At 60.5% G+C, this 25,240-nt stretch carries 20 protein-coding genes and 2 pseudogenes; 11 read left to right on the forward strand and 11 right to left on the reverse strand.

Annotated features, from left to right (window positions below; genetic code table 11):
* The first annotated feature begins 141 nt into the window (after positions 1 to 141).
* The 10 genes and pseudogenes from ubiE (at position 142) to J3P95_RS23445 (ending at position 8,354) form a co-directional block, all read left to right on the forward strand.
* On the forward strand, positions 142 to 912 hold the full coding sequence (ubiE, locus tag J3P95_RS23400) for a bifunctional demethylmenaquinone methyltransferase/2-methoxy-6-polyprenyl-1,4-benzoquinol methylase UbiE (RefSeq protein WP_186615663.1): 771 nt from the start codon (positions 142 to 144) through the stop codon (positions 910 to 912).
* A pseudogene (locus tag J3P95_RS23405) lies at positions 912 to 1,536 on the forward strand (ubiquinone biosynthesis accessory factor UbiJ). The gene ubiE and the pseudogene J3P95_RS23405 overlap by 1 nt, the downstream one beginning before the upstream one ends.
* On the forward strand, positions 1,533 to 3,137 hold the full coding sequence (gene ubiB, locus J3P95_RS23410; protein ID WP_434559096.1) for a ubiquinone biosynthesis regulatory protein kinase UbiB: 1,605 nt from the start codon (positions 1,533 to 1,535) through the stop codon (positions 3,135 to 3,137). Before J3P95_RS23405 ends, ubiB begins: the two are co-directional and overlap by 4 nt.
* Before the next feature lie 132 nt (positions 3,138 to 3,269).
* On the forward strand, positions 3,270 to 3,668 hold the full coding sequence (gene hisI, locus J3P95_RS23415) for a phosphoribosyl-AMP cyclohydrolase (RefSeq protein ID WP_434559098.1): 399 nt from the start codon (positions 3,270 to 3,272) through the stop codon (positions 3,666 to 3,668).
* On the forward strand, positions 3,661 to 3,993 hold the full coding sequence (locus J3P95_RS23420; protein ID WP_003186671.1) for a phosphoribosyl-ATP diphosphatase: 333 nt from the start codon (positions 3,661 to 3,663) through the stop codon (positions 3,991 to 3,993). Before hisI ends, J3P95_RS23420 begins: the two co-directional genes overlap by 8 nt.
* A gap of 24 nt (positions 3,994 to 4,017) precedes the next feature.
* Complete coding sequence (locus tag J3P95_RS23425; RefSeq protein WP_434579524.1) at positions 4,018 to 4,302, forward strand: twin-arginine translocase TatA/TatE family subunit; 285 nt, start codon at positions 4,018 to 4,020, stop codon at positions 4,300 to 4,302.
* 10 nt (positions 4,303 to 4,312) lie between these two features.
* Positions 4,313 to 4,726 carry a Sec-independent protein translocase protein TatB gene (gene tatB, locus J3P95_RS23430; RefSeq protein ID WP_434559100.1) on the forward strand — a complete coding sequence of 138 codons (414 nt, stop codon included), beginning with the start codon at positions 4,313 to 4,315 and terminating at the stop codon, positions 4,724 to 4,726.
* Positions 4,723 to 5,520: a twin-arginine translocase subunit TatC gene (gene tatC, locus J3P95_RS23435; RefSeq protein WP_434559102.1), complete on the forward strand. Its 798-nt coding sequence runs from the start codon at positions 4,723 to 4,725 to the stop codon at positions 5,518 to 5,520. The genes tatB and tatC overlap by 4 nt, the downstream gene beginning before the upstream one ends.
* Positions 5,517 to 6,224, forward strand: coding sequence for a 16S rRNA (uracil(1498)-N(3))-methyltransferase (locus J3P95_RS23440; protein ID WP_434559104.1), 708 nt, complete (start codon positions 5,517 to 5,519; stop codon positions 6,222 to 6,224). The genes tatC and J3P95_RS23440 overlap by 4 nt, the downstream gene beginning before the upstream one ends.
* Before the next feature lie 213 nt (positions 6,225 to 6,437).
* Entirely contained in the window at positions 6,438 to 8,354 is a 1,917-nt protein-coding gene (locus J3P95_RS23445) for a methyl-accepting chemotaxis protein (RefSeq protein WP_434579523.1), read from the forward strand.
* Between the two features lie 840 nt (positions 8,355 to 9,194).
* Here J3P95_RS23445 and J3P95_RS23450 read toward each other — a convergent pair.
* Positions 9,195 to 10,369: pseudogene (locus tag J3P95_RS23450) on the reverse strand (integrase core domain-containing protein).
* Between the two features lie 538 nt (positions 10,370 to 10,907).
* Here J3P95_RS23450 and J3P95_RS23455 point away from each other — a divergent pair.
* Positions 10,908 to 11,249: a DUF6124 family protein gene (locus J3P95_RS23455; RefSeq protein WP_434579522.1), complete on the forward strand. Its 342-nt coding sequence runs from the start codon at positions 10,908 to 10,910 to the stop codon at positions 11,247 to 11,249.
* Positions 11,250 to 11,334: 85 nt separating this feature from the next.
* On the opposite strand, the gene J3P95_RS23460 is transcribed toward J3P95_RS23455, so the two are convergent.
* The 10 genes from J3P95_RS23460 to hutH form a co-directional block, all read right to left on the reverse strand.
* Entirely contained in the window at positions 11,335 to 12,483 is a 1,149-nt protein-coding gene (locus tag J3P95_RS23460; protein WP_434579521.1) for a hypothetical protein, read from the reverse strand.
* Between the two features lie 651 nt (positions 12,484 to 13,134).
* Positions 13,135 to 15,705, reverse strand: coding sequence for a glucans biosynthesis glucosyltransferase MdoH (gene mdoH / locus J3P95_RS23465; protein ID WP_434559112.1), 2,571 nt, complete (start codon positions 15,703 to 15,705; stop codon positions 13,135 to 13,137).
* Positions 15,698 to 17,440, reverse strand: a complete 1,743-nt coding sequence (locus J3P95_RS23470; protein ID WP_434579520.1) for a glucan biosynthesis protein G — start codon at positions 17,438 to 17,440, stop codon at positions 15,698 to 15,700. The genes mdoH and J3P95_RS23470 overlap by 8 nt, the downstream gene beginning before the upstream one ends.
* Positions 17,441 to 17,790: 350 nt before the next feature.
* On the reverse strand, positions 17,791 to 18,228 hold the full coding sequence (gene dtd, locus J3P95_RS23475) for a D-aminoacyl-tRNA deacylase (RefSeq protein WP_434559116.1): 438 nt from the start codon (positions 18,226 to 18,228) through the stop codon (positions 17,791 to 17,793).
* Entirely contained in the window at positions 18,225 to 19,196 is a 972-nt protein-coding gene (pip, locus tag J3P95_RS23480) for a prolyl aminopeptidase (protein ID WP_434559118.1), read from the reverse strand. The genes dtd and pip overlap by 4 nt, the downstream gene beginning before the upstream one ends.
* A 105-nt stretch (positions 19,197 to 19,301) precedes the next feature.
* On the reverse strand, positions 19,302 to 20,213 hold the full coding sequence (locus J3P95_RS23485; RefSeq protein WP_434579519.1) for an alpha/beta hydrolase: 912 nt from the start codon (positions 20,211 to 20,213) through the stop codon (positions 19,302 to 19,304).
* 197 nt (positions 20,214 to 20,410) lie between these two features.
* On the reverse strand, positions 20,411 to 21,358 hold the full coding sequence (locus J3P95_RS23490) for a choline ABC transporter substrate-binding protein (RefSeq protein WP_434579518.1): 948 nt from the start codon (positions 21,356 to 21,358) through the stop codon (positions 20,411 to 20,413).
* A gap of 260 nt (positions 21,359 to 21,618) precedes the next feature.
* Positions 21,619 to 22,422, reverse strand: coding sequence for an N-formylglutamate deformylase (gene hutG, locus J3P95_RS23495; RefSeq protein ID WP_434579517.1), 804 nt, complete (start codon positions 22,420 to 22,422; stop codon positions 21,619 to 21,621).
* Positions 22,423 to 22,433: 11 nt separating this feature from the next.
* Positions 22,434 to 23,636: an imidazolonepropionase gene (hutI, locus tag J3P95_RS23500; protein WP_434579516.1), complete on the reverse strand. Its 1,203-nt coding sequence runs from the start codon at positions 23,634 to 23,636 to the stop codon at positions 22,434 to 22,436.
* Between the two features lie 18 nt (positions 23,637 to 23,654).
* Positions 23,655 to 25,193, reverse strand: coding sequence for a histidine ammonia-lyase (hutH, locus tag J3P95_RS23505; RefSeq protein WP_434579515.1), 1,539 nt, complete (start codon positions 25,191 to 25,193; stop codon positions 23,655 to 23,657).
* Positions 25,194 to 25,240 lie beyond the last annotated feature (47 nt).

Consider the following 25,240-nt stretch of genomic DNA (forward strand, 5'->3'; position numbering starts at 1 on the left):
TTGATCGAGACTTGCCTGAACGTTTCAGACCCTGCCTGCGTCAAAACGTCCTGGCAGTGGTTCATCTTACCTGCAGCCTTGCCAAGACAAAGCACTCCACCGGGATTAGAATGTCCCGCATTCTTTTTTGGTGACAGCGATATGACTGATCAGCGCAAAGGCAGCGATGCCGAACCCACCACTCACTTCGGCTTCAAGAACGTGCCGGAAAGCCAGAAGGCGGAAAAAGTCGCTGAGGTTTTCCACTCGGTAGCCGCCAAGTATGACCTGATGAACGACCTGCTCTCGGGCGGCATGCATCGCTTGTGGAAGCGCTTCGCGATCGAACTGTCGGGCGTGCGCACCGGCAATCGTGTATTGGACATCGCTGGCGGCACGGGTGACCTGACTAAAAAATTCTCCCACATCGTTGGCCCGACCGGCCATGTGGTGCTCGCCGACATCAACGAATCCATGCTCAAGGTGGGTCGCGACCGCTTGCTGGACCTGGGTGTGGCGGGCAACGTCGAGTTCGTCCAGGCCGATGCCGAGAAGCTGCCGTTCCCGGACAACCACTTCGACTGCGTCACCATCGCCTTCGGCCTGCGTAACGTCACCCACAAGGAAGACGCGCTGCGCTCCATGCTGCGCGTACTCAAGCCCGGTGGCCGGCTGCTGGTGCTGGAATTCTCCAAGCCGACCAACGCGCTGATGTCCAAGGCCTACGACGCCTACTCGTTCGCCTTCATGCCGCTGATGGGCAAGCTGATCACCAACGACGCGGAAAGCTATCGCTACCTGGCCGAATCGATCCGCATGCATCCAGACCAGGAAACGCTGAAGTCGATGATGGTCGAAGCCGGTTTCGACCGCGTGACCTACCACAACATGACCTCGGGCATCGTTGCCCTGCACCGCGGTATCAAGCCCTGATGCTGCTCACCGGCCTGCTCGCCGGCGTCGAACTCGGCATCAACCGGGTCCTGCGCCTGGACAGCACGGCGCCGATGCGCCTGGCGCATTTGAGTGGCAAGGTGATTGCCGTCGATTGTCGCAGCCCGGCGCTCAAGCTGTTTATCCTGCCCAGTGATGAGGGCCTGATGCTCGCCTCTCATTGGGTGGCGGAGGCGGACTGCACGCTCCGAGCCCCGGCGTCGAACCTGCTGGAGCTGGCGCTGAGCCAGAACAAGACCGCAGTGCTGCATGGCCCCGATGTCGAACTCGACGGCGACAGCGGCGTGCTGCTGGAGCTGGCGGCGATTCTCCAGGACCTTGAGCTGGACTGGGAATACGAGGTGTCCCGCTGGATCGGTCCGGTGGCCACCCAGTTGCTCAGCGGTCATCTGCGCAGCCGTACCCGCTGGTATCGCCAGGGCTTCGCCAGCCTGGGACAGAATCTGAGTGAATACCTGGCCGAAGAATCGCGTACTCTCGTAGGCCAACGCGAAGCCCAGGCCCGTTTTGATGAACTGGACCAGATCAAGCTTGATCTGGAACGTCTCGAGGCGCGTTTCGAGCGCCTTTCCCGATCCCTTGAAACCAAGCGATAACGCATGAAGCTGCTTGCCGTCCGCCGTCTGTTGCGCATCCAGCGCGTCGTGATCCGCTACCGCCTCGATGACCTGCTGTTCGCCTTGCCGCTGCCCTGGTTTCTCCTGGCGCTGCGCTTCGTGTTGCCGTGGCGCTGGTTCCCACGCCGAACCCTGGAGTTGAGTCGCGGCGCACGCTTGCGCCTGGCCTTGCAGGACCTGGGCCCCATCTTCATCAAGTTCGGACAGATTCTCTCGACCCGTCGCGACCTGCTGCCCGAAGACATCGCCGACGAACTGATGCTGCTGCAAGACCGCGTGCCCCCCTTCGACTCGAAACTGTCGGTAGCGCTGATCGAGGAACAGTTGGGCAAGAAGATCAGCGAAGTCTTCAGCCGTTTCGATGTCGAGCCCCTGGCCTCGGCGTCGGTCGCCCAGGTTCACGCCGCACAACTCAAGACGGGTGAGGAAGTGGTGGTCAAGGTGATTCGCCCGGGCCTCAAGCCGATCATCGCCCAGGACCTGGCCTGGCTGTTCATCCTCGCGCGCGCCGCCGAGAGGGTGTCGGCCGATGCACGCCTGCTGCACCCGGTGGACGTGGTCCAGGACTACGAGAAAACCATCTTCGACGAACTCGATCTGCTGCGCGAAGCCGCCAACGCCAGCCAGTTGCGCCGCAACTTCGAAGGCTCGCCGCTGCTTTACGTCCCGCAAGTCTATTGGGACTGGTGCCGGCCGAAAGTGTTGGTGATGGAGCGCATCTACGGCATCCAGGTCACCGACCTCGCGACCCTGGCCGACCAGCGCACCGACATGAAACTGCTCGCCGAACGCGGCGTGGAGATTTTCTTCACCCAGGTGTTCCGCGACAGTTTCTTCCACGCCGACATGCACCCGGGCAACATCTTCGTCAGCACCGTGCAGCCGTGGAGTCCGCAATACATCGCCATCGACTGCGGCATTGTCGGCAGCCTCACCCCCGAGGACCAGGATTACCTGGCCCGCAACCTGTTCGCCTTCTTCAAGCGTGACTACCGCCGCGTCGCCCAGTTGCACATCGATTCGGGCTGGGTGCCGGCCGAGACCAAGCTCAACGAGTTCGAAGCGGCGATCCGCACGGTGTGCGAACCGATCTTCGAAAAACCGTTAAAAGATATTTCATTCGGCCAGGTGCTGATGCGCCTGTTCCAGACCGCGCGCCGCTTCAACATGGAAGTTCAGCCGCAACTGGTGCTATTGCAAAAAACCCTGCTGAACATCGAAGGCCTGGGCCGCCAGCTCTACCCAGATCTGGATCTCTGGAACACCGCACAACCATTCCTCGAGCGCTGGATGCGCGAGCGGATGAGCCCGAAGACCTTGCTGGGCAACGTGCAGAGCCAGTTCGAACAACTCCCGCACCTGGCCAACATGACCCGCGACCTGCTCGAGCGCATGTCCCAGCCCCACGCCCACGATCCCGCGCCACCGTGGAAACGCCGTCGGGACGACTGGTTCCTGCGCCTGCTCGGCGCGGCCCACCTGGGTGGCGGCGCGGTGCTCGCGGCCGGCGGCCCACTGAGCGAACTGGGTCATTGGCCCGCCGGCATCATGGTGGCCGTGGGTTTGTATCTGGTCGTTCGCCGATAGCCGGATTGAGCTGCAAGCGATAAGCTGCAAGCCGCAAGTGCGTGGGTTGTACCTATCTACTTAAGCACCACACAGAATCGCTTTTACTTGCAGCTTGAAGCTTAAAGCTTGCAGCTGCCGTCAGGACCCAAAATGAAAAACTGGCAGGACGAGATCAAGTGGGACGCTGACGGACTGGTTCCGGCCATCGCCCAGGATCACAAGACCGGGCGCGTGCTGATGATGGCCTGGATGAATCGCGAAGCGCTGGCACTGACCGCCGCCGAGAACCGCGCCATCTATTGGTCACGCTCCCGTGGCAAACTGTGGCGCAAGGGCGAGGAGTCCGGGCACGTACAACACTTGCACGAGATGCGCCTGGATTGCGATGGCGACGTCATCATTTTGATGGTCGAACAGGTTGGCGAAATCGCCTGCCACACCGGCCGGCGGAGCTGCTTCTACCGCGTCTTCGAGAACGGCGACTGGAAAACCGTCGACCCGGTGCTCAAGGACCCGCATGCCATTTATCCAGGACATTCCCATGAGTGACACCTTGACCCGCCTGGCCCAGGTGCTGGAAGAGCGCAAAGGCGCGGCCGCCGACAGCTCCTATGTCGCCAGCCTGTACCACAAGGGCTTGAACAAGATTCTGGAAAAGGTCGGCGAAGAATCGGTCGAGACCATCATCGCCGCCAAGGACGCCGCCATCAGCGGCGATTGCAGCGACGTGATCTACGAGACCGCCGACCTGTGGTTCCACAGCCTGGTCATGCTGGCCCAACTGGGTCAGCACCCGCAGGCTGTACTGGATGAACTGGACCGTCGCTTCGGTCTGTCCGGGCACGTCGAGAAAGCCTCGCGCCCGTCCGCCTGATCAATTTTTGAGAGGAGTAGCCACATGGGTATCTTTGACTGGAAACACTGGATCGTCATCCTGGTTGTCGTGGTGCTGGTATTCGGTACCAAGAAACTGAAAAACCTCGGCACCGATGTCGGCGAGTCGATCAAGGGCTTTCGCAAAGCCATGAACGATGACGAAAAACCGGCCGACACCACCGCCCAGGCCCAACCGGTACAGCCGGCCCAACCGGTGCACCCGCAAGCCGCCCAGCCCGTGAACGCACCGAATACCATCGACGTGCAGGCCCAGAAAGTCGAAGAGCCAACCCGCAAAGACTCGTGAGCACTGACTAATGTTTGGGATCAGCTTCACTGAACTGCTGCTCGTCGGCCTCGTCGCCCTGCTGGTACTGGGCCCCGAGCGCCTGCCGGGTGCTGCGCGCACCGCCGGTCTCTGGATCGGGCGCCTGAAGCGCAGCTTCAATGCGATCAAACAGGAAGTTGAGCGTGAAATCGGTGCCGACGACATTCGTCGGCAACTGCACAATGAACACATCCTCTCGCTGGAGCAGGAAGCGCGGAAGATCTTCACACCGACCCAGCAGGAACCGACGCCGGTCCAGCCCGTCGCCGAGCCGACCATTGCTCCCCAGGCACCGGCTGTCGAAGCTGCGCCAGTGGCCGCTGAACCGGCAAAACCGGTTGAACCGGCGACCACGACGACTGCGACTCCCCACGATCCTACTTTGCCGCCGCGAGCCCCATGAGCGATATCCCTGAAAACGACCAGCCGATGCCGCTGGTATCGCACCTCACCGAGTTGCGCACCCGCCTGCTGCGTTGCGTCGCGGCGGTTTTCGTCATCTTCGCCGGGCTGTTTGCCTTCACCCAGCAGATCTACACCTTCGTCTCCACGCCGCTGCGCGAGTATTTGCCGGTAGGCGCGACGATGATCGCCACCGACGTGTCATCACCGTTCCTGACGCCGCTGAAGCTGACGATGATGGTCTCGCTGTTCCTGGCGATCCCGGTGATCCTGCATCAGATCTGGGGGTTCATCGCGCCGGGCCTGTACAAGCATGAGAAACGCATCGCCGTGCCGCTGCTGGTGTCGAGCATCCTGCTGTTCTACACCGGCATGGCCTTCGCCTATTTCTTCGTGTTCCCATTGATCTTCAAGTTCTTCGCCGCCGCCACCCCGGCGGGCGTCGAGATGATGACCGACATCACCAGCTACCTGGATTTTGTCATGACGCTGTTCTTCGCCTTTGGCGTGGCGTTTGAAATCCCGGTAGCGGTGGTGTTGCTGGTGTGGATCGGCGTGGTGGACGTTGCCTACCTGAAGAAGATCCGTCCCTACGTGATCATCGGTTGCTTCGTGGTCGGCATGATCCTGACCCCGCCGGACATCTTCTCCCAGACCTTGCTGGCCGTGCCGATGTGGCTGCTGTTCGAGATCGGCATCCTGTTCGGCGGCCTGGTGCGCAAGCGCCGGGAAGAAGAACCCGAAGTCCAGCCCGTGGACGACCACAACGACCAGCCGCCAGCAACCCAAGCGTGAACCTGCTGCTGCTCGAAGAGGCCGATTTCATCGGGCCGGACCGGGTCATCCTGAGCGATCGCCGGTTGACCCACATGCAGGAAGTCCACCGCAGCGCTGTCGGCGACAGCCTGCGGGTCGGGCGCATCGGCGGGCTGATGGGCTCGGCCCAGGTGCTGCGCCTGGAGGCTCGCGAAGCCGAACTGCAAGTGACCCTCGACCAGACGCCGCCGGCCAAATTACCGTTGACCCTGGTGCTCGCCCTGCCGCGTCCGAAAATGCTCCGGCGAGTGTTCCAGACCGTTGCGACCATGGGTGTGCCGCGGGTGATCCTGGTCAACAGCTATCGCGTGGAAAAGAGTTTCTGGCAGACGCCGTTCCTGGAACCAGAAGCCATTCGCGAGCAGCTGGTCCTGGGGCTGGAGCAGGCCCGGGACAGCGTATTGCCTGAAATCATCATCGAAAAACGCTTCAAACCCTTCGTCGAGGACCGGCTGCCGGCCATCGCGGACGGTACCCTCGGGCTGGTCGGCCATCCCGGCAATCACCCGCCCTGCCCGCGCGCGCTGACAGGACCAGTGACCTTGGCCATCGGCCCGGAAGGCGGCTGGATTCCCTACGAGATCGACCTGCTGGGCAAGGCCGGTCTACAGCCGGTGCAGCTCGGCGAGCGGATCCTGCGGGTCGAGACCGCCGTTACAGCCCTGCTTGCACGGCTGTTCTAACGAGCTAGTTGCTCTCCTGTGGCGAGGGAGCTTGCTCCCGCTCGGCTGCGAAGCAGTCGTAAATCCTTGGCCCCCAGGTGGCCGCTTCGCGACCAAGCGGGAGCAAGCTCCCTCGCCACGAAAAGACCCACCGCGTCTATTTTCTACAGATCCCGCCAAAGCCGCCGATACAGTCCCCATAAAACCAATTCAACGCTCCAAGGGAGTATCAGCATGTTCCGGTGGCTTGCCCAGGGTCTGGGAAATGTAAGCGTTAATCGCAAACTCGGTGCAGGCTTCGGCCTGGTGCTGTTCCTTACCTTGATGATCGCGTTCACCGGTTGGTCCGGCCTGGGCAATGTCATCAGCCGGGGTGACAAGCTGGGGTTCATTGCCAGTCTCAACGACTTGAGCAAAGACTTGAACCTGGCCAGCATCGACTACAACACCACGCGAGGCGAGAAAGGGCCGCAACAGGTCAACGATCTGCTTGGCAGGCTAGAAGCCGGGCTGAAAACTGCTCGTGATTCGATTGAGCAGCCGGCTGATGTGGCGCTGATCGACACACAACTGGCTGCCGTTGCCGAATATAAAAGCGCCTTCGCCCAAATGACCAGCGCCACCGTCAACCGCGAAGACGCCCGCAGCAAGCTGGGCGCCAGCGCCGATAGCGCCGTGGCTCGCGTCGCCGAGGTGGAAAAAGCGCTGTTGCAAGGCGGCGACGTCACCCAATTCAACAGCGTGGTGGCCCTGAGCAAAGCGATCCAACAGGCCCGTTATCAGGTTCGCGGCTACACCTACAGCGGCAAAAACGAAGCCCAGCAGCCGGCCATCGATGCAATCACCGATGCCCTGAAACTACTGGCACGCTTGCCAGCCCAGTTGCCTGAAGAGCATGCCGATAGCCTTCAACAGGCCAACGACTCGTTCAATCTCTACCGCGCCGCAGTCGCCCAGTTCCGTGACTCGCAGATCGATAACGCCGCCGCGCAGCAGCGCATGACTGAGCAGGGGCAAGTGCTGATCGATTCCAGCCAGAAGCTGACCGTGTCACAGACAGCCGTGCGCGACCACGACGTCGCCCAAGCCAAGATGCTGCTGATAGTGGCGGCCGCGCTGGCCCTGCTGTTCGGCGTAATCGCCGCCCTGCTGATTACCCGTCAGATCGTAGGCCCGCTGAATGAGACCCTGAAGGTGGCAGAACGCGTCGCCGCGGGCGACCTGACCCACAACCTCACCTCCGAACGCCGCGACGAACTCGGCCAACTGCAACGTGCCATGCAACGCATGACCGTAGGCTTGCGGCAGTTGATCGGCGGTATCGGTGAAGGCGTCACCCAGATCGCCAGCGCCGCTGAACAGCTCTCGGCGGTGACCGAACAGACCAGCGCCGGGGTCAATAGCCAAAAAATCGAGACCGATCAGGTCGCCACCGCCATGCATGAAATGACCGCCACGGTGCAGGAAGTGGCGCGCAACGCCGAGGAAGCCTCCGAAGCCGCCGTCGCCGCCGACCAACAGGCCCGCGAAGGCGACAAAGTCGTCGGCGAAGCCATCGCCCAGATCGAGCGCCTGGCGCGGGAAGTTGGTAACTCCACGACCGCCATGGGCGATTTGAAGCGCGAAAGCGACAAGATCGGCAGCGTCCTGGACGTGATCAAGTCCGTGGCCCAGCAAACCAACCTGCTGGCCCTCAACGCCGCCATTGAAGCCGCCCGTGCCGGTGAAGCCGGACGAGGCTTCGCCGTGGTAGCCGATGAGGTCCGCAGCCTGGCCCAGCGCACGCAGAAGTCCACCGAAGAAATCGAAGAATTGATCGTCGGCCTGCAAAACGGTACCGAACAAGTCGCGACCATCATGGAAAACAGCCGCAGCCTGACCGACAGCAGCGTCGAACTGACCCGCCGCGCCGGTGGTTCGTTGGAGAACATCACTCGCACGGTTTCGGCGATCCAGTCGATGAACCAGCAGATCGCTGCGGCGGCTGAGCAGCAAAGCGCCGTGGCTGAAGAGATCAACCGTAGCGTGCTGAATGTGCGTGATGTGTCGGAGCAGACGGCGTCGTCCAGTGAGGAGACTGCTGCTTCCAGTGCTGAGCTGGCGCGGTTGGGGGTTCATTTGCAGACGTTGGTGGGGCGGTTTCGGGTTTGATTCGGGTGTTGATGTTGGGTGTATATCCGTTATCTAGGTAATGGCTACTTAGGGTTTCGCCCTTACGGCGAGTCACTTTCGAAAGGCGCGAAAGTAACCAAAGCGCCTCTGCCCCACCACTTGGCACCTCGCTTAGGCTCGGTGTGCCCTCACTCCGGCATTGCTCCGTGGGCCCGCCGCGAAGGACCATCCATGGTCCAGCGCGGCTATCCCGGCATCCATGCCGGGATGCCCACTCCACAATGCCTGCGTTCGGCCATCGTGGTTAACGGGGCGCCGAGATCAACGTCCGCCGCGAGGCGGCCTGAAAGCCGACCTGGTTCTTGATCGGGACCGCGTTTCTCCAGCGCGAGCTGCTCGCGTATGGCGGTGGGGCTATGAGCTGGTCTTCACTCCCACATGAAAAAACCATTTTCCTAAGCAAACAACAACCCGTGGCGAGGGAGCTTGCTCCCGCTCGGCTGCGCAGCAGTCGTAAAAAACCACTCTGCTTTTTCCCAGATGCACCTTGCCGAATGGTTTTGGGGCTGCTGCGCAGCCCAGCGGGAGCAAGCTCCCTCGCCACGGGAGAAATGCAGTCCCACCCAAACCAGGTCGGCTCTAAGGCCGCCTCGTGGCGGACGTTGATCTCGGCGCCCCGTTAACCACGCTGGCCGAACGCAGGCATTGCGCAGTGGGCATCCCGGCATGGATGCCGGGATAGCCGCGCTGGGCCATGGATGGCCCTTCGCGGCGGGCCCACGGAGCAATGCCGGAGTGAGGGCATGCCGAGCCTAAGCGAGGTGCCGAGTGGTGGGGCAAGCTGTACGGAACAACCACATGGGTTACAAAAAAGTGCATTCACATAGGTGACACTTTGATTGAAACATAGCCGTTTTTTGCGTCCCGGGCATTGACGTGACCTAGGATCACCGGACCGAAGATAACATTCCATACCCCGTCTTTGATCATCTCCATTCCAATGGTTTGATGCCTGAGCAGGTTCCCCACATATATCCGCAGACCATCTCGATTAATGATTCCGCTACCATCGGCCAGGTAACACTCAACATGGCTCGCATACCCCATTTCCGGTAGTTTCTCCGGGTAAGCTCGGGTTGAGGGGGTATAGCAGGACGCCGGGGTTTTCTGGCCGAGTGCCTCGTGTCCCCGCTCGTGATTGTAGTGCTGCATAAATCGATCAAAGTGTTTTTGCTGAGCCTCCCAGGCAATGGCCGGCGGTTTGGGAAACGTACTCTTCAATGTCCGGTGCATACGCTCATGACGTCCATTTTGATCTGGTCGACCGGGCTCAATTCGCTCAGGAATAATCCCAAGGCGTAGCCACCAGATCGATAACTGCGACAACCCCGCACGCCCCGTGCTCGCAAACGGCACGCCATTATCGGTTCGGATGCGCTCAGGCATCCCATACTCCCGAAAGACGCGCTCGAAGGTTTGCTGGGTCTCCTTGAGATTGGTGTTAGCCATGCTCTCGCAGGCAAGCAAGAAGCGACTGGCATGGTCCATGATCGTCAGCGGATAACACCAGACACCCGCTCCGGTGAGGAATTGGCCTTTGTAATCTGCGCTGAAGAGTTGATTAGGCGATTCTGCCTTACGCAAAGGCTTGGGATAGACAGCGACACGCTGGCGCAACGGTCGAGACGTGATCAGGTCCGCTGCCTTAAGGATGTTGTAGATGGTCGTTTTCGAAGGCGGATCCTGCCCGGGAAAGCGTTTCATCAGATCGTTCTGAATCTTTTTAGGACCCGGAACCGTTTCGCCAGCAGAGCGAAACTCAATGATTGCTTGCCTTACAATCAGCGGCACCACATAGGTCTGGTTGTGCCGGCGCCGACTACGCTCATCGAGCCCACTGGGCCCCTCTAGCTGATAGCGTTCGACCCACTTATAGCAAGTCTTTCGGCTGATCTGATAGTCCTGACACAGCTGGCTAAAGCTGTGCTCTTCAGACAGATACGCCGCGATGAACATCACTTTGAGGTCCATAGGTTTCAGCTCTTCCAGGGCATGGTCAGATCCTCGCGAAATCGACCATGCCAGTTAATAACTGTTACCTATGTGCTTGAACTGATTTGTAACCCATGTGGGTGAGTCATACCAGCAAAGGCGCTTTGGTTACTTTCGCGCCTTTCGAAAGTGACTCGCCGTCAGGGCGAAACCCTAAGCAGCCGTTACCTAAATAACGGATACACACACAAAAACACCCACGTCCCACAATCCGTCATCCCAAGGCTACGACGTCTTGCGCCATTGCCTACAACTACGCCAGAATCCGCCGGCTTGTGCGCCTTGACTCTGGGCTCTAACGTTTGCGGGTCGCTGTCAGTTCAGCGATCGGGTTTAGCAGCCTGGACAAATCCTAGACGTACACTCCCCAACTGCGTGAGCAGGCTTCAGCGCCTGCGCATCTATGTCATGGCGGTTGTGCGTGGGAGACCTTCGGGTCTGCCGGGTTCTAGGGTCCCGGTCTGCTAACCCGCGTACAGTCGCCACCCTCCTCGTTTAGCAGCGATATCTGGCGGCTCCATAACCCTAGGAGCGTCAACCATGTACAAAGTGACACCCAACCCGCCAGAACCAGAAACCGATCCCAAGAAACTCCAGGAAGCCACCGACCGTGCGCTCGATTACTACCTGAAACCCGAACAGAACAAACCCAGGAACAAACAACCGTCGGACCCGCTCTTCACCGTCGTCGACGGCATCGACACCGAAAGCCTGCTGGCCAACCTCAGCGAAACCCTGGCCTCAGCCGATGCCATGATCAACGACCTTGCATTCGACCTTGAAGGCTCCCGGCGCCAAGTTGCGCTTGGCATCTTGCAACTGATCGAGCTGAGCGGTTTGCTGGCAAACCGGATGCTGGATAACGTCAGCCCACAACACTGACCGACACCGCACAAGGCCCCGTTTTCTTCAAAACGGGGTTTTTTGATTATCTATAAGACGAAAACCAGCGCAATCGACGAATGAATTAACGCACCGTCAAATCCATTCGGTATCCCGCTCCCGGAACGCCCTCATGTAGTGCCAACTGAATTTTTTCATACAAAGCATTGGCCTCGGTGGTTGTTATTGATCGGGAACAATCACGCAGTACGACGCGCAATAGAACATTCTCCTGATCGTCCAAAAGACCGAGTCTCTCGATAGCTTGAGGCGGTAACTCTGACGAAACCCAACGTCCTTTGACCTGCATTTCCTCAATCCAGCCAGAACAGTCGCCAGCCGCCTGCAACATCTTTTCGGTCAACACCTCCTCACTCAACCCAGGCGACACCGCCACCGAGATATCTCGAGAAATCGAAGGTAAGCGAGAGACGGCACTCCAAGGGCGCAGGTCTTGCATTTGTGCTTGTACCCGTTCGTTAGGGTCACGCAACAGACGGATATCTGGTATTCCCTTTCGTAGCATGGTCAACCGATCTAGACCCATTCCCAAAGCCAGGCCTCCATGACACTGAGAATCGATTCCCAATCGCCGCAACAACGAAGTGGCAATAACACCACATTCAAGTACTTCAACATCGGTGCCATCGTTAGTTACATTCACTTCGATCCCGCCCTCGGTGTAGTGATGCGGGCTATCGCTGTAGACCCAAGGCTTATCGGGAACGGCGGTTCCGAGAATATCGCCGACCAGACGCAACAGATGCGCCCGATCCGAAAGCGCCGGATCCCCCAATACCCAAATATCCATTTGGTGCGGTTCGGCACAATGCCATCTATCCCGGCTGTCGCGGCGAAATGTGATGCCTGGGGCGGCGAGCAAAACCATTTCTCCCGGTTTGCGCTCTTGAGCAGCACGTTGGAGGGCGACGGGAATCTGACTGGTGGTTTGTGTACGCAACAGTGAATGCTCGCTCACCCAGCGTGTGTGCTCACTGCCCAAGGTGATCTCTGTCGGGTCGTAGCCCAGCAGTCCATAATTTTCTTCAGCAGATACGATACGCGGGCCAGTCTGAAGACGTGCCCGAGGCCAGCCGTTAAGAACTAATCCCTCGACGATTTCGTCAACCATTAGGCGAACTGCGTGAACGGGTGCGCGTATTTCTGTCAGATCTATAACGGACAGCGCTTGCTGAAGAGCTGTATCAGACAAATATTTTTTCGTACCTGTCATTTCCTTCCCCTTCAATTAAAAAATTCAAACGACGGCAACCAAACCTATCAACGCTAGATCAACCAGACAACACTCGAGCGCCGTTCCATAAATTTTCAGAAAGTCATTACAGACACTTCCTACACAAATAACCATCAGACCGCAAAAATAAAAACAACAAGATAATCAGTTCTAAAAATTCAAAAAACAGCCATTCCACATTTTAAACAGACCTGCATTAATACAAGCACCCTTGTTCACCCAACGGATAATCGATAACAAGATCTCTAGAATATTAACCATACTAAGAAAACCCAACCCGCACTTACCTACAAACCGAAGACGGCGAACATATCGAAATCTTGGAGTCAGCTGCCGGGGCTAGGGGCCTGGAACTTACCGAGTTTGCAATTGGCGTCAACGATGAAATAGTTCCCTTTTTAGACTACAAGGTGAACTCTCAAATGAATGAAGGGGTTAGGGGTATCCATTTAGCTATTGGGGATGGCTCCAGCGGCTTTCACATTGATTTCCTCAGTCCAGCTGTCGATGTCACTCCAGTTGTACAATAAACCTAGTCATTTAGAGTGCGGCAAGTCTCAGGCGCAAATCCTTAGCCCAACAAAAAGCCCCGCGTCCTTCCAGAAGCGGGGCTTTTTGCGTATCAGGCGATCAAGCCAGTTGAGGCTGTACGCTCACCGGCTGAAGCGGCAGCAACGGTGCATGGGGATCGGCCTTCACCGACTCACGCCACGCCGCCAACCACTCGGGATGCGCCTCGCTCCAGACCTGCTCATGCAGACGGGACAAGGCCACCGGATCACTCAACAGCGCCAGTCGCTCGGCGTTGTTAAGCCCCTCCGGGCCGACCTTCAGGGCGTGACGAACACGTTCGACCCGCAGCCATTCGATCGGCTCGGCCTTGCCGTGACGCGAGGTGGCCAAGGCATACGCCAAGGCGTTCTGTTGCGGGTCGACCACTGCCCGGATGAAGCCGTCGTTCAGTGCATGCCAACGGTTCTCGTGGGTGTACTGGTCAGTCGACAGCAACTCCTGCGGCGGTGCGTATTCCTCAGGAATCAGGAACAGGCTTTCATCGCGGGATTTCAAGCCCAGGCCCACACGGCTGGAGATCACCGAGACCGGGATCGACAGCATCAAGGAACCCACGATCGGCACCAGCCACCACAGGAAGCTCGGGTTCAACCAAATCACCAGCAAGGCCCAGAAGAAGCCCAACAGGGTTTGTGGACCGTGGCGCTTGACCGCTTCGCTCCATGGCGTGGAGTCATCATCACGCTTGGGCGAATTCCAGGTCGCGGCCCAGCCCAGGAAGGCGGCAAGGACGAAGCGAGTGTGGAAAATCATCCGCACCGGCGCCAGCAGCATGGAGAAGAACATCTCCAGCAGCATCGACAGGGTTACCTTGAACTTGCCGCCGAACTCCTTGGCGCCTTTTGCCCAGATCAGGATGATGCTCAAGAGCTTGGGCAGGAACAGCAACACGATCGTGGTGGAGAACAGCGCGATGGCTTTTTCCGGATGCCACTGCGGCCACAGCGGATACAGCTGGCGCGGCTCCAGGAAGTATTGCGGTTCCATCAGTGTATTCACCGCCAGCAGCGCGGTGGACAGCACCAGGAAGAAGAACCACAGCGGCGCCGACAGGTAGGACATCACGCCGGTCAGGAACACCGCACGGTGCACCGGGTGCATGCCCTTGACCAGGAACAGCCGGAAGTTCATCAGGTTGCCGTGGCACCAGCGACGGTCACGCTTGAGTTCGTCCAACAGGTTCGGCGGCAATTCTTCGTAACTGCCCGGCAAGTCATAGGCAATCCACACGCCCCAGCCGGCGCGGCGCATCAGCGCGGCTTCGACGAAGTCGTGGGACAGGATCGCTCCAGAGAACGCGCCTTTACCGGGCAACGGCGCCAAGGCGCAGTGATCGATGAACGGCTTCATGCGAATGATCGCGTTGTGGCCCCAATAATGGGATTCGCCCAACTGCCAGAAGTGCAAACCGGCCGTAAACAGCGGACCGTACACCCGAGTGGCGAACTGCTGCATGCGCGCATACAGCGTATCCATGCCCGAGGCACGTGGCGCGGTCTGGATGATGCCCGCGTCCGGCGTGGCTTCCATCAGCCGTACCAGGCTGGTCAGGCATTCGCCGCTCATGACACTGTCGGCGTCGAGCACGACCATGTACTTGTAGTCGCTGCCCCACCGACGGCAGAAATCGTCGAGGTTGCCGCTCTTGCGCTTCACGCGACGGCGACGACGGCGGTAGAAGATCTTGCCGAAGCCACCGGCTTCACGGCAGACATCCATCCAAGCCTGCTGTTCGGCGACACAGATATCGGTTTCGTTGCTGTCGCTGAGTACAAAGAAGTCGAAGCGATCCAGGTCACCCGTGGCCGCAACGGACTCGAAGGTGGCGCGCAGGCCAGCGAATACCCGTGGCACGTCCTCGTTACAGATCGGCATCACCAGCGCAGTGCGGGCGTCTTTGGGAATCGGCTCATTACCGGCGCTGGCGCCGGAGATACGGTACTTATCGTGCCCGGTGAGCAGTTCGAGAAAGCCCATCAAAGCGGTCCAGAAACCGGCCGACACCCAGCAGAACAGGATCCCGAACAAAATCAGGATGCTGGTTTGCAGCGCATACGGCAGCACTTGCGTGGCTGTTTGCAGCAGCGGCTGGTGCAGGACTTCGTCCAAGTCCACCAGCGACCAGCCCTGGTAAGGCATGATGCCTTTCATGTACCAGCCGGCAACGATGGTCTGGCCGAGCATCAGGATCAGCAGGATGTAGCGGCGGATCGAGCCCACGGTACGCCAACGCGCGTGCGGCAATACGCGCTCGTCCTTGGGCGGTTTCGGCGGGTTGGTGCGGCCAGTCAGGCGGCGCCAGGCGCGCACCAGGATATTGGTGCGCCACGGCTCCGGCACGACCTTGGTCCGACGAATGGGCGGAGTCGCCTTCAAGCACACCCGGCCGCTGGAATCGAGGGCCAGCATTTCGGCTTCCTCGAGTTCCTCGGCAGTGCTCAACGTCAGGCGACGGCCCACCGAGGCTTGCGCCGCCTCGTTGGGTGCATCGAATGTCGGTGAAGCCAGGCGCTCGTGCAATTCGCTGAAAGACTTGCAGCCCGCCAGTTCGGCGCGCTGCTCATCGGTCATCGGCAAATGGGCCAGATACTCGCGAAGAGATTCTGGTTGTACGGAAGTATTACTCATCGGCAGGCAACTGGTAGCTCCAGGTCTCGGTCAGGACTTGCTCAGTCTGTTCCGGTTCCTGTGGGGTTGGGGTCGGCTCAGCAGCGGCGGTGGACGCTGTGACGGCCTTGGCTTCTTTCTGCTCGCCGGCTTGCTCGTTGGCTTTCTCTTTATCGCTCTGCTGCTTGGCGACCTTGTCGGCCTTGGCCAGGGTCGTCACCGAATGCGAGGTGGCTGGCAGCTCGACAGGAACCAGAGGTCGGACCAACGCGGCACGCATCTCGGTCGCCTTGCTCGGATCCTTGATCTTCAAGCGCAGCGTCAAGCGCCAGCCCTTGGTTTCAGGGTTGTAGCGCACGCTGTTCTCGACGATCTCGCCGTTGTCGCCAATGCTCACCTGACTACGCACTTCGGCGTCTTCAGGCAGCGCTTGCAGGGACGGACCCTCGAAATCCACCAGGTAGGCCACGCTGCCGTCCGGTTGACGGATCAGGTTGGACTGCTTCACATCACCCGTGGAACGCAGGGTCTGCTTGACCCAGGCGCTGTCTGGCGAGTGCAGGTTGGCTTCGTCGAGGGTCCAGTGCAGACGGTAGGCGAAGTCCAGTGGCTGGCCTGGCTCAGGCAGCTTTTCCGGGCTCCAGAACGCAACGATGTTGTCGTTGGTTTCGTCGGCGGTCGGGATCTCGACCAGGTTGACGGTGCCCTTGCCCCAATCGCCTTTCGGCTCGATCCAGGCACTTGGGCGTTTTTCGTAGCGGTCGTCGAGATCTTCGTAGTGGCTGAAATCGCGGCCGCGCTGCAGCAAGCCGAAGCCACGCGGGTTTTCTACCGAGAAGTTGCTCACGGCCAGGTGTTTCGGGTTGTTCAGCGGACGCCAGATCCACTCGCCGTTGCCGGCATGGATGGACAGGCCGCTGGAGTCGTGGAGTTCACGACGGTAGTTCAGCACCTTGGACGGCTGGTTGGCGCCGAACAGGAACATGCTGGTCAACGGCGCGATACCCAGTTTGTTGACGCGATCACGCAGGAACACGCGTGATTTGACGTCGACGACGGTGTCGGTGCCCGGACGCACGGTCAGGCGATAGGCGCCGGTGGCCCGTGGCGAGTCCAGCAAGGCGAAGATCACCAGGTGCTTATCGGTCGGTTTCGGACGCTGGATCCAGAACTCGCGAAAGCGCGGGAATTCCTCACCGGATGGCAACGCGGTGTCGATGGCCATGCCGCGGGCGGACAAGCCATAAACCTGACCCTTGCCGATAACGCGGAAATAGCTCGCGCCCAGCATGGTCATGATCTCGTCTTGCTTGTCGGCCTTGTTGATCGGGTACAGCACGCGGAAACCGGCGTAGCCCAGCTGTTCGGTGGCCTTGGGATCGAACTTGACGTCGCCGAAATCGAAACGTGTCGGGTCGTACTTGATCTCGTCGACAGTGGTCGCGGTGATTTCGTTGATCTTCACCGGCGTATCGAAATGCATGCCCTGGTGATAGAAGGACAACCGGAACGGCGTCTTCTGATCGGCCCATTCGGCTTTTTCGGTGCGGAAACGGATTTTCTGATAATCGGCGAATTTCATTTCGCGGAATTCGTTCGGCAGATTGCTGCGCGGGGCTTCGAATTTCTGCCCGGCCAGTTCTTGTGCCTTCGCCGATACATCATCCAGGCTGAATGCCCACAGTTGGCCGGCGCCAAACAGGCACAACAGGGCCGAGCCCGCTACCAGAGCGTTTCTAAACCGTTTGGCAGTCATTTTTGGTGCATTACAGGGACTAACAATCACGAGCAACCCTCGCCGAAAACTGATCAAAAAACCAACGGCCAGATAAAGTATCTGCACGGTAACGGCGCTGAAAAACCGTTCCTGCCGACCACTCTTGCCAAGTTGGCGAGCATTGTTCCGACTCCGACGGGACAAAATGATTCCCCAAACGGTTCAGGACAAGTCTCTACCTAAGTCAAATGGACCAGCGAACGCTGGTCCCCCGTAGCGCGCGATTATCTAGTAGGCCGCGTGACAACGCATCAGGGCTAGCAAAGTATTTATCGAGAAAACTCCGTGTTTTGCCTCGAAACCGGACCGAAAAGATGTTTCAAACGCTTTCAGACCTGTAACAGGAAGGTCACCGGGCCATCATTGACCAGATGCACTTGCATGTCGGCGCCGAATCTACCTGATGCCACGGTGCCATGCACCTGTTTCGCCTGGCTTAGCAGATAGATGAACAACTCTTCCCCGAGGGCGGGAGGCGCGGCAGTCGAAAAGCTCGGACGCAGGCCGCTTTTTGTGTCCGCCGCCAAGGTGAACTGCGACACCAGCAGCAACCCTCCCCCGACATCCGCCAGGGACAGATTCATCTTGCCCTCGGCGTCGCTGAACACCCGGTAGTTAAGCAGCTTGTGCAGGAGTTTGTCGGCGCTGGCCCGTGTATCTCCAGGCTCGACGGCGACCAACACCAGCAAGCCGTGATCCACGGCCCCGACGATCTCGCCAGCGACTTCGACCCGGGCGCCGCGAACCCGCTGCAGCAGCCCCTTCATGCTTCTTCGGGTGGCAAGTCGAGCAGGCGCCGGGCCAGTTGCGCGGCGGCGCGCACCAGCGCATCGGTAATCCCCGGCTCCGAAGCGGCGTGACCGGCGTCGCGGATCACCTGCAGTTCGCTGTTGGGCCAGTTCTGATGCAACTCCCAGGCATTGTCCAACGGGCAGATAACGTCGTAGCGGCCATGGACGATGACGCCCGGCAAATGGGCGATCTTGCCCATGTCGCGAATCAACTGGTTGGGTTCGAGGAAAGCGTTGTTGGTGAAGTAGTGACATTCGATCCGGGCAATCGACAGCGCGCGCTGCGGCTCGGAGAAGCGGTCGACTACCAGCGGGTTCGGGCGCAGGGTCGCGGTACGGCCCTCCCAGGTAGACCAGGCCTTGGCCGCGTGCATCTGGGCGATCTGGTCGTTACCGGTCAGGCGCTTGTGGAAGGCGCTGAGCAGGTCTTCGCGTTCGTCCAGCGGAATCGGTGCGATGTAGTCCTGCCAGTAATCAGGGAACAGGCGACTGGCGCCGGCCTGGTAGAACCACTCGATTTCCTGCGGCCGGCAGAGAAAGATCCCCCGCAGAATCAAGCCGTGCACCCGCTCCGGATGGGTCTGGGCGTAGGCCAGGGCCAACGTCGAGCCCCAGGAACCGCCAAACAGCACCCATTTTTCGATGCCCAGGTGCTTGCGGATGCGCTCGAGGTCTTCGACCAGATCCCAGGTGGTGTTGTTTTCCAGGCTGGCGTGAGGGGTCGAACGACCACAGCCGCGCTGATCGAAGGTGACAATTCGGTACAGGTTTGGATCGAAGTAGCGACGGCTCTGTGCATCGCAACCCGCCCCAGGGCCGCCGTGAATGAACACCACCGGCAGGCCTTCCGGCGAACCGCTTTCATCGACATAGAGCGTATGGGTGTCATCGACAGCCAGATCGTGCCGGGCATGGGGTTTGATCTGCGGGTACAAAGTCTGCATTGCGCGCTCCGTAAGGGGTCGAGTCATCCCTGTGGGGACGTCTATTTAGTCTGCCGTCCGGCATCATAAACCCGAATTACCCGAATGAGCATGCCCCGTACGCAGTCAAAGGGTGTCAGCCAGGTACGCCAGCAGCGTGCGGTACAGCTGATCGACCTCTGGCACCTGGTTCCGGCCGCGCAGGCAACCGTGGACGAGGCCTTCGCCCCGGTACAAAACAGAGGCCACCCCCGCGGCATTCAACCGATCGCTATAAAGGACACCGTCGTCGCGCAAGGGATCCCATTGCGCGACGGCGACCAGCGCCGGCGGCAGGCTGCTCAGATCGCCTGCGTTCAACGGCATTGCATACGCTGACGGTCGGGCGCCACCCAGGTACAGCGCCTCATAGCGATCCAGGTCACGACTGCTCAGCAGCGGAGCGTCGAAGCATTCCTGACGCGACGGTAACTCTGCGGGACCGCCGAGCGCTGGATAAATCAACACTTGGGCCCGAGGCAGCACCTGCCCTGTATCGCGCAAGGCCAGGCATAACGCAGCAGCGAGGTTGCCGCCCGCGCTGTCGCCAGCCACCGCGCGGCGACGTGGATCAATGGCAAACGGGGCATCCGCCAGGTGGCGCCACACCGCGAGGCAGTCTTCGAAAGCGGCCGGAAACGGATGCTCTGGGGCCAACCGATAATCCACCGCCAACACCAGCGCGCCCAGCTCAGCGGCCAGCTCCATGCAGATGAAATCATGGGAATCCAGGTCCCCCACGACCCAACCGCCACCGTGCAGGTAAAGCAGGCATGGCCAGCCAGCGAGCGGCGGCGAGGTACGTGGGTGATAAGCCCGGAGAGCCATGCCGGCCAGTTGCAGATCCTCGACCGCGAGCGTAGGCGGACACGGCGGCGTGAACGCGCGGCACATCTGGCTGTAGGCCTGGCGCGAGCCGGCGAGGCTGTCGTCCGGGCAGGTGAAGCCCAGGGTCTTGTCGATGAAGGCGGACATTGCCTGGGAGAGTGGGTAGGCCATGGGGTGACAACCAGATATCTGTGAACAGAGCGCAACCTGTGGCGAGGGGATTTATCCCCGTTGGGGTGCGAAGCAGCCCTGAATGCAGATCGCCGCGGTGTGTCTGGCTGACTGCATTTAACTGTTTGGGGGGCGCTTCGCACCCCAACGGGGATAAATCCCCTCGCCACAATGGTCTCATCACCTGCAAGACTGTGTCAGTTCTTGAGGCTGGCCTGCACCGCCGCCACGCCATCCTTGCCATCGAAGCTGGTCACGCCGGCCAGCCAGCGCTGTAGATCCTCTGGATGATCCAGCAGCCATTGCCGGGCGACATCCTGAGGCGTCTTGCGCTCCATGATCGGCACCATCAACTGGCTTTCCTGGGCTGCGGTGAACGTGAGGTTTTCCAGCAGCCGTTGCACGTTTGGACAGCGCTGGGCGTAGTCCGGCGCGGTCACGATAGAGACGGTCGCGGCACCTTCATTGGGGCCATAGACGTCTTCGCTGCCGGTCAGGTACGTGATGTCCATGTTGATGTTCATCGGATGCGGGGTCCAGCCGACGAAGACCACGAATTCCTTGCGATTCACTGCCCGCTGCACCCCTGCCAGCATCCCGGCCTCACCGGATTCGATCAGTTTGAAATCCTTGAGACCGAAGTGGTTGGTCTCGATCATGGTCTTGATGGTGGTGTTTGCGCCGCTGCCCGGCTCGATGCCGTAGATTTTCCCACCGAGCTGATCCTTGAACCGCGCGATGTCAGCGAAAGTCTTGAGTCCCGCCGCCGCTACATAGTCCGGCACCGCCAGGGTGGCCTGGGCATCGGCCAGGCTGGGTTTGTCCAATACTTTCACCTGATTGGCGGCCAGGAACGGTGCGATGTTCTTGTCCATCGCCGGTTTCCAATACCCCAGGAAAATGTCGAGGCGCTTATCGCGAATGCCGGCGAAGATGATCTGCTGCACAGCGCTGGTCTGCTTGCTTTCGTAGCCCAAGCCGGTGAGCAACACATCGGCCATGCCGCTGGTGGCGATCACGTCGGTCCAGTTGACCACGCCCATGCGCACGGATTGGCAGGACGCGGCCTCGGCGGCCATCGCACCAGAGCTCAACAGGACGGTACCGCAGAGGATCGACAGACAGCGCTTGAACGGTCTTTTCATCGGAAAGGTCTCGTGCGGCAGCGGATTATTGTAGGCCGGTGTCTTGGTGCACCGTGACCGGAACATTACGCAGCGTCGAGGGGCTGAAGATGAACTGTGGCGACGCGGTTTTGCACGGTGGCGACAGGTAAGACGATGAACGCTTCTGTGGCGAGGGAGCTTGCTCCCGCTGGGTGGCGAAGCCGCCCCAAGGATCTTGTGAGCGCTGCGCACTCAAGCGGGAGCAAGCTCCCTCGCCACAACAGCCGCCTCACCTCGAATTAGCGTTTGTAGGCCCGTTGTCCCCACGCCAGCAAACCCTCCAGCAACTCCCGGAGCACCACCTGGGTCGGCGCCGCCAGATCCGGGCGGTAGTTGAACGGTTCGAATTCTTCCATGTAGGTGCTCTGGCACAGTTCCAGTTGCACCGCGTGGATGTCCTCGGCCGGGTTGCCGTAGTGCCGGGTGATGTGTCCGCCCTTGAAACGCCCGTTGAGCACATGGGTGAACTGGCCGTGGCGGGCGCAGATGGCTTCGAGCTGGCTGGCCAGGGTCGGGTCGCAACTGGCGCCGTTGAACGTGCCGAGATTGAAGTCCGGCAGCTTGCCTTCGAACAGGTGCGGGATCACCGAACGAATCGAGTGGGCATCGAACAGCAAGGCATAGCCGAACTCGGCCTTGAGCCGCGCCAGTTCCTGTTGCAGCGCTTGGTGATAAGGCGTCCAGATCTGCTGTAGATACGTCGCGCGTTCATAGGATGAGGGCTCCAGCCCTTCGCGGAACAACGGCACGCCATCGAACAATGTCGCCGGGTACAAACCGGTGGTGGCGCCGACATACATCGGCGTGTCGTCGGAAGGACGGTTGAGGTCGACGACGAATCGCGAATACTCGGCGCCCAGGGTGCTGGCGCCCAGCTCGGCGGCGAATTCGTAGAGCTTGGGAATGTGCCAGTCGGTGTCCGGCAGGCTCTGGGCTTCGGGGATCAACCCAGCCTCCACCGCCGGCGTCAGGCGCAGGCCGGCGTGGGGCATGCTGACCAACAGTGGCACGCGCCCTTGCTTGAAATTCAGGACCTTTTCCACAACCACTCTCCTCAATCGATTTCGACGCCGTGACGCACGACGCGTTTTTCCAGATCGCCACCGAGCCAGTACGCCAGGTCGGCCGGGCGGTCGATGTGCCAGGCGACAAAGTCCGCGACCTTGCCGGCCTCCAGCGAACCGTGGGTCTGGGCCATGCCCAGGGCTTGCGCCGCATGGATCGTTGCTCCCGCCAGGGCTTCTTCCGGAGTCATGCGCAAACAGGTACAGGCCATATTCAGCATCAGGCGCAGCGACAATGCCGGCGAGGTGCCGGGGTTGAGGTCGCTGGCCACGGCAATCTTCACGCCGTGCTTGCGCAGCGCATCCATGGGCGGCAGCTGGGTTTCCCGCAGGAAATAAAACGCCCCCGGCAACAACACCGCCACGGTACCGGATACGGCCATGGCCTTGGCATCGTCCTCGGTCATGAATTCCAGATGATCAGCCGACAACGCCTGGTAGCGCGCCGCCAGGCTGGAGCCATTGAGCGACGACAATTGTTCGGCGTGCAGCTTCACCGGCAGGCCCAGCCGTTGCGCGGTGACGAATACCCGCTCGACCTGTTCCGGGGAAAAGGCCAGGTATTCACAAAAGGCGTCCACCGCATCCACCAGCCCCTCGGCCGCCAAGGCAGGAAGCATTTCGCTGCAGATATGCTCGATGTAGTCATCGGCGCGGTCTTTGTATTCCGGCGGCAGGGCGTGGGCCGCCAGGCAGGTGCTGCGCACGCTGACCGGCAACTCGGCGCCAAGGCGGCGAATGACCCGCAGCATCTTGCGCTCGCTGGCAAGGTCCAGGCCGTAGCCGGACTTGATTTCCACCGTGGTCACGCCGTCGCGCATCAGGCTTTTCAGGCGTTTGGCGGCGCTGGCGAACAGCTCGTCCTCACTCGCGGCACGGGTCGCCCGCACGGTGCTGGCGATGCCACCGCCGGCGGCCGCGATCTCGGCGTAGCTGACGCCTTGCAGGCGCTGCTCGAATTCACCGCTGCGGTTGCCGCCGAATACCGCGTGGGTGTGGCAATCGATCAGGCCCGGCGTGACCCAGGCGCCGTTGAGGTCGTTGACCATCGGGTAGTCACTCGTCGGCATTTCGGCACGCGGGCCGATCCAGTGAATGTGCTCGCCCTGGGTGACGATGGCGGCGTCTTCGATGATCGAGTAGACGCCCTGGGCCATGGTGGCGGCGTGGCAGTTTTGCCAGAGGGTTTTCATTGGACGTCCTCCGTCAGATCAGCCTTGGAAACTCGGCAGCAATTGCGCCGTGACCAATGCATTCAGGCACCGACTCGCCAGCAACTCACTGGCCGCGTTGATGTCTGGCGCAAAGAAGCGGTCCTTCTCGTAAAACGGTACCTCGGCACGCAACAGAGCCCGGGCCTGTTCCAGTTTGGCAGAGGTCTTCAAGCCGCCGCGCAGGTCGAGCCCCTGACACGCTGCGAGCCATTCCACCGCGAGAATCCCACGGGTGTTCTCGGCCATTTCCCACAGGCGCTTGCCGGCGGCAGGGGCCATGGAAACATGGTCTTCCTGGTTGGCAGAGGTCGGCAGGCTGTCCACCGAATGAGGATGGGACAGCGCCTTGTTTTCACTGGCCAGTGCGGCAGCGGTGACCTGGGCGATCATGAAACCGGAGTTCACCCCGCCATTGGCCACCAGGAACGGCGGCAACTGCGACATGTGCTTGTCCATCATCAACGAGATGCGCCGCTCGCTCAGGGAGCCGATCTCGGCAATTGCCAAGGCCATGTTGTCGGCGGCCATCGCCACCGGTTCGGCGTGAAAGTTGCCGCCGGAAATCACGTCGCCCTCGGCGGCGAACACCAGCGGGTTGTCCGACACCGCGTTGGCCTCGATCACCAGCACCTCGGCGGCCTGGCGGAACTGGGTCAGGCAGGCGCCCATTACTTGCGGCTGGCAGCGCAGGGAGTACGGGTCCTGGACCTTGTCGCAGTTCTGATGTGAGTCGGAGACTTCGCTGCGCTCGCCCAGCAGATCGCGATACGCGGCGGCGGCATCGATCTGGCCTTTCTGGCCGCGAGCCGCGTGGATACGTGCATCGAATGGCGAGCGCGAGCCAAGCACCGCTTCCACAGTGAGGCTGCCCAGGGCCACGGCGCTGGCGAACAAGTCTTCGCCCTCGAACAGGCCGCGCAAGGCAAACGCGGTAGACACCTGGGTGCCGTTGAGCAGCGCCAGGCCTTCCTTGGCGGCCAGGGTCAACGGCGCGAGACCGGCGACTTTCAGCGCGTCGACTGCCGGCAGCCATTCGCCTTTGTAACGGGCCTTGCCCTCGCCCAACAGCACCAGGGACATGTGGGCCAGAGGCGCCAAATCGCCGGAGGCACCGACCGAACCCTTGAGCGGAATGTGCGGGTAGACCTCGGCGTTGATCAGCGCGATCAGGGCATCGATCACCTGCCGGCGAATACCCGAGAAGCCACGGCTCAGGCTGTTGACCTTGAGCACCATGACCAACCGCACCAGCGCATCACTGATCGGCTCGCCGACGCCGGCGGCATGCGACAGCACCAGGGAGCGCTGCAGGTTTTCCAGGTCTTCGCTGGCGATACGGGTCGAGGCCAACAGGCCGAAACCGGTGTTGATGCCGTAGGCGGTGCGATTCTCGGCGAGGATCTGCTCCACACAGGCGACGCTGGCTTCGATTTGCGCCGAAGCACTGGCGTCGAGGCTGAGCGTCACCGGTTGCTGGTAGATATCACGCAATTGAGCCAGGCTCAATTGGCCGGGAATCAGGTTCAAGGCAGTCATTTATTGCTCCTTTTGAGAGTTTTGTTTTGCATTCGCCAGTCGCTCTG

It is taken from the genome of Pseudomonas sp. Z5-35, from assembly GCF_051131945.1.
Classification (GTDB): domain Bacteria; phylum Pseudomonadota; class Gammaproteobacteria; order Pseudomonadales; family Pseudomonadaceae; genus Aquipseudomonas; species Aquipseudomonas marvdashtae.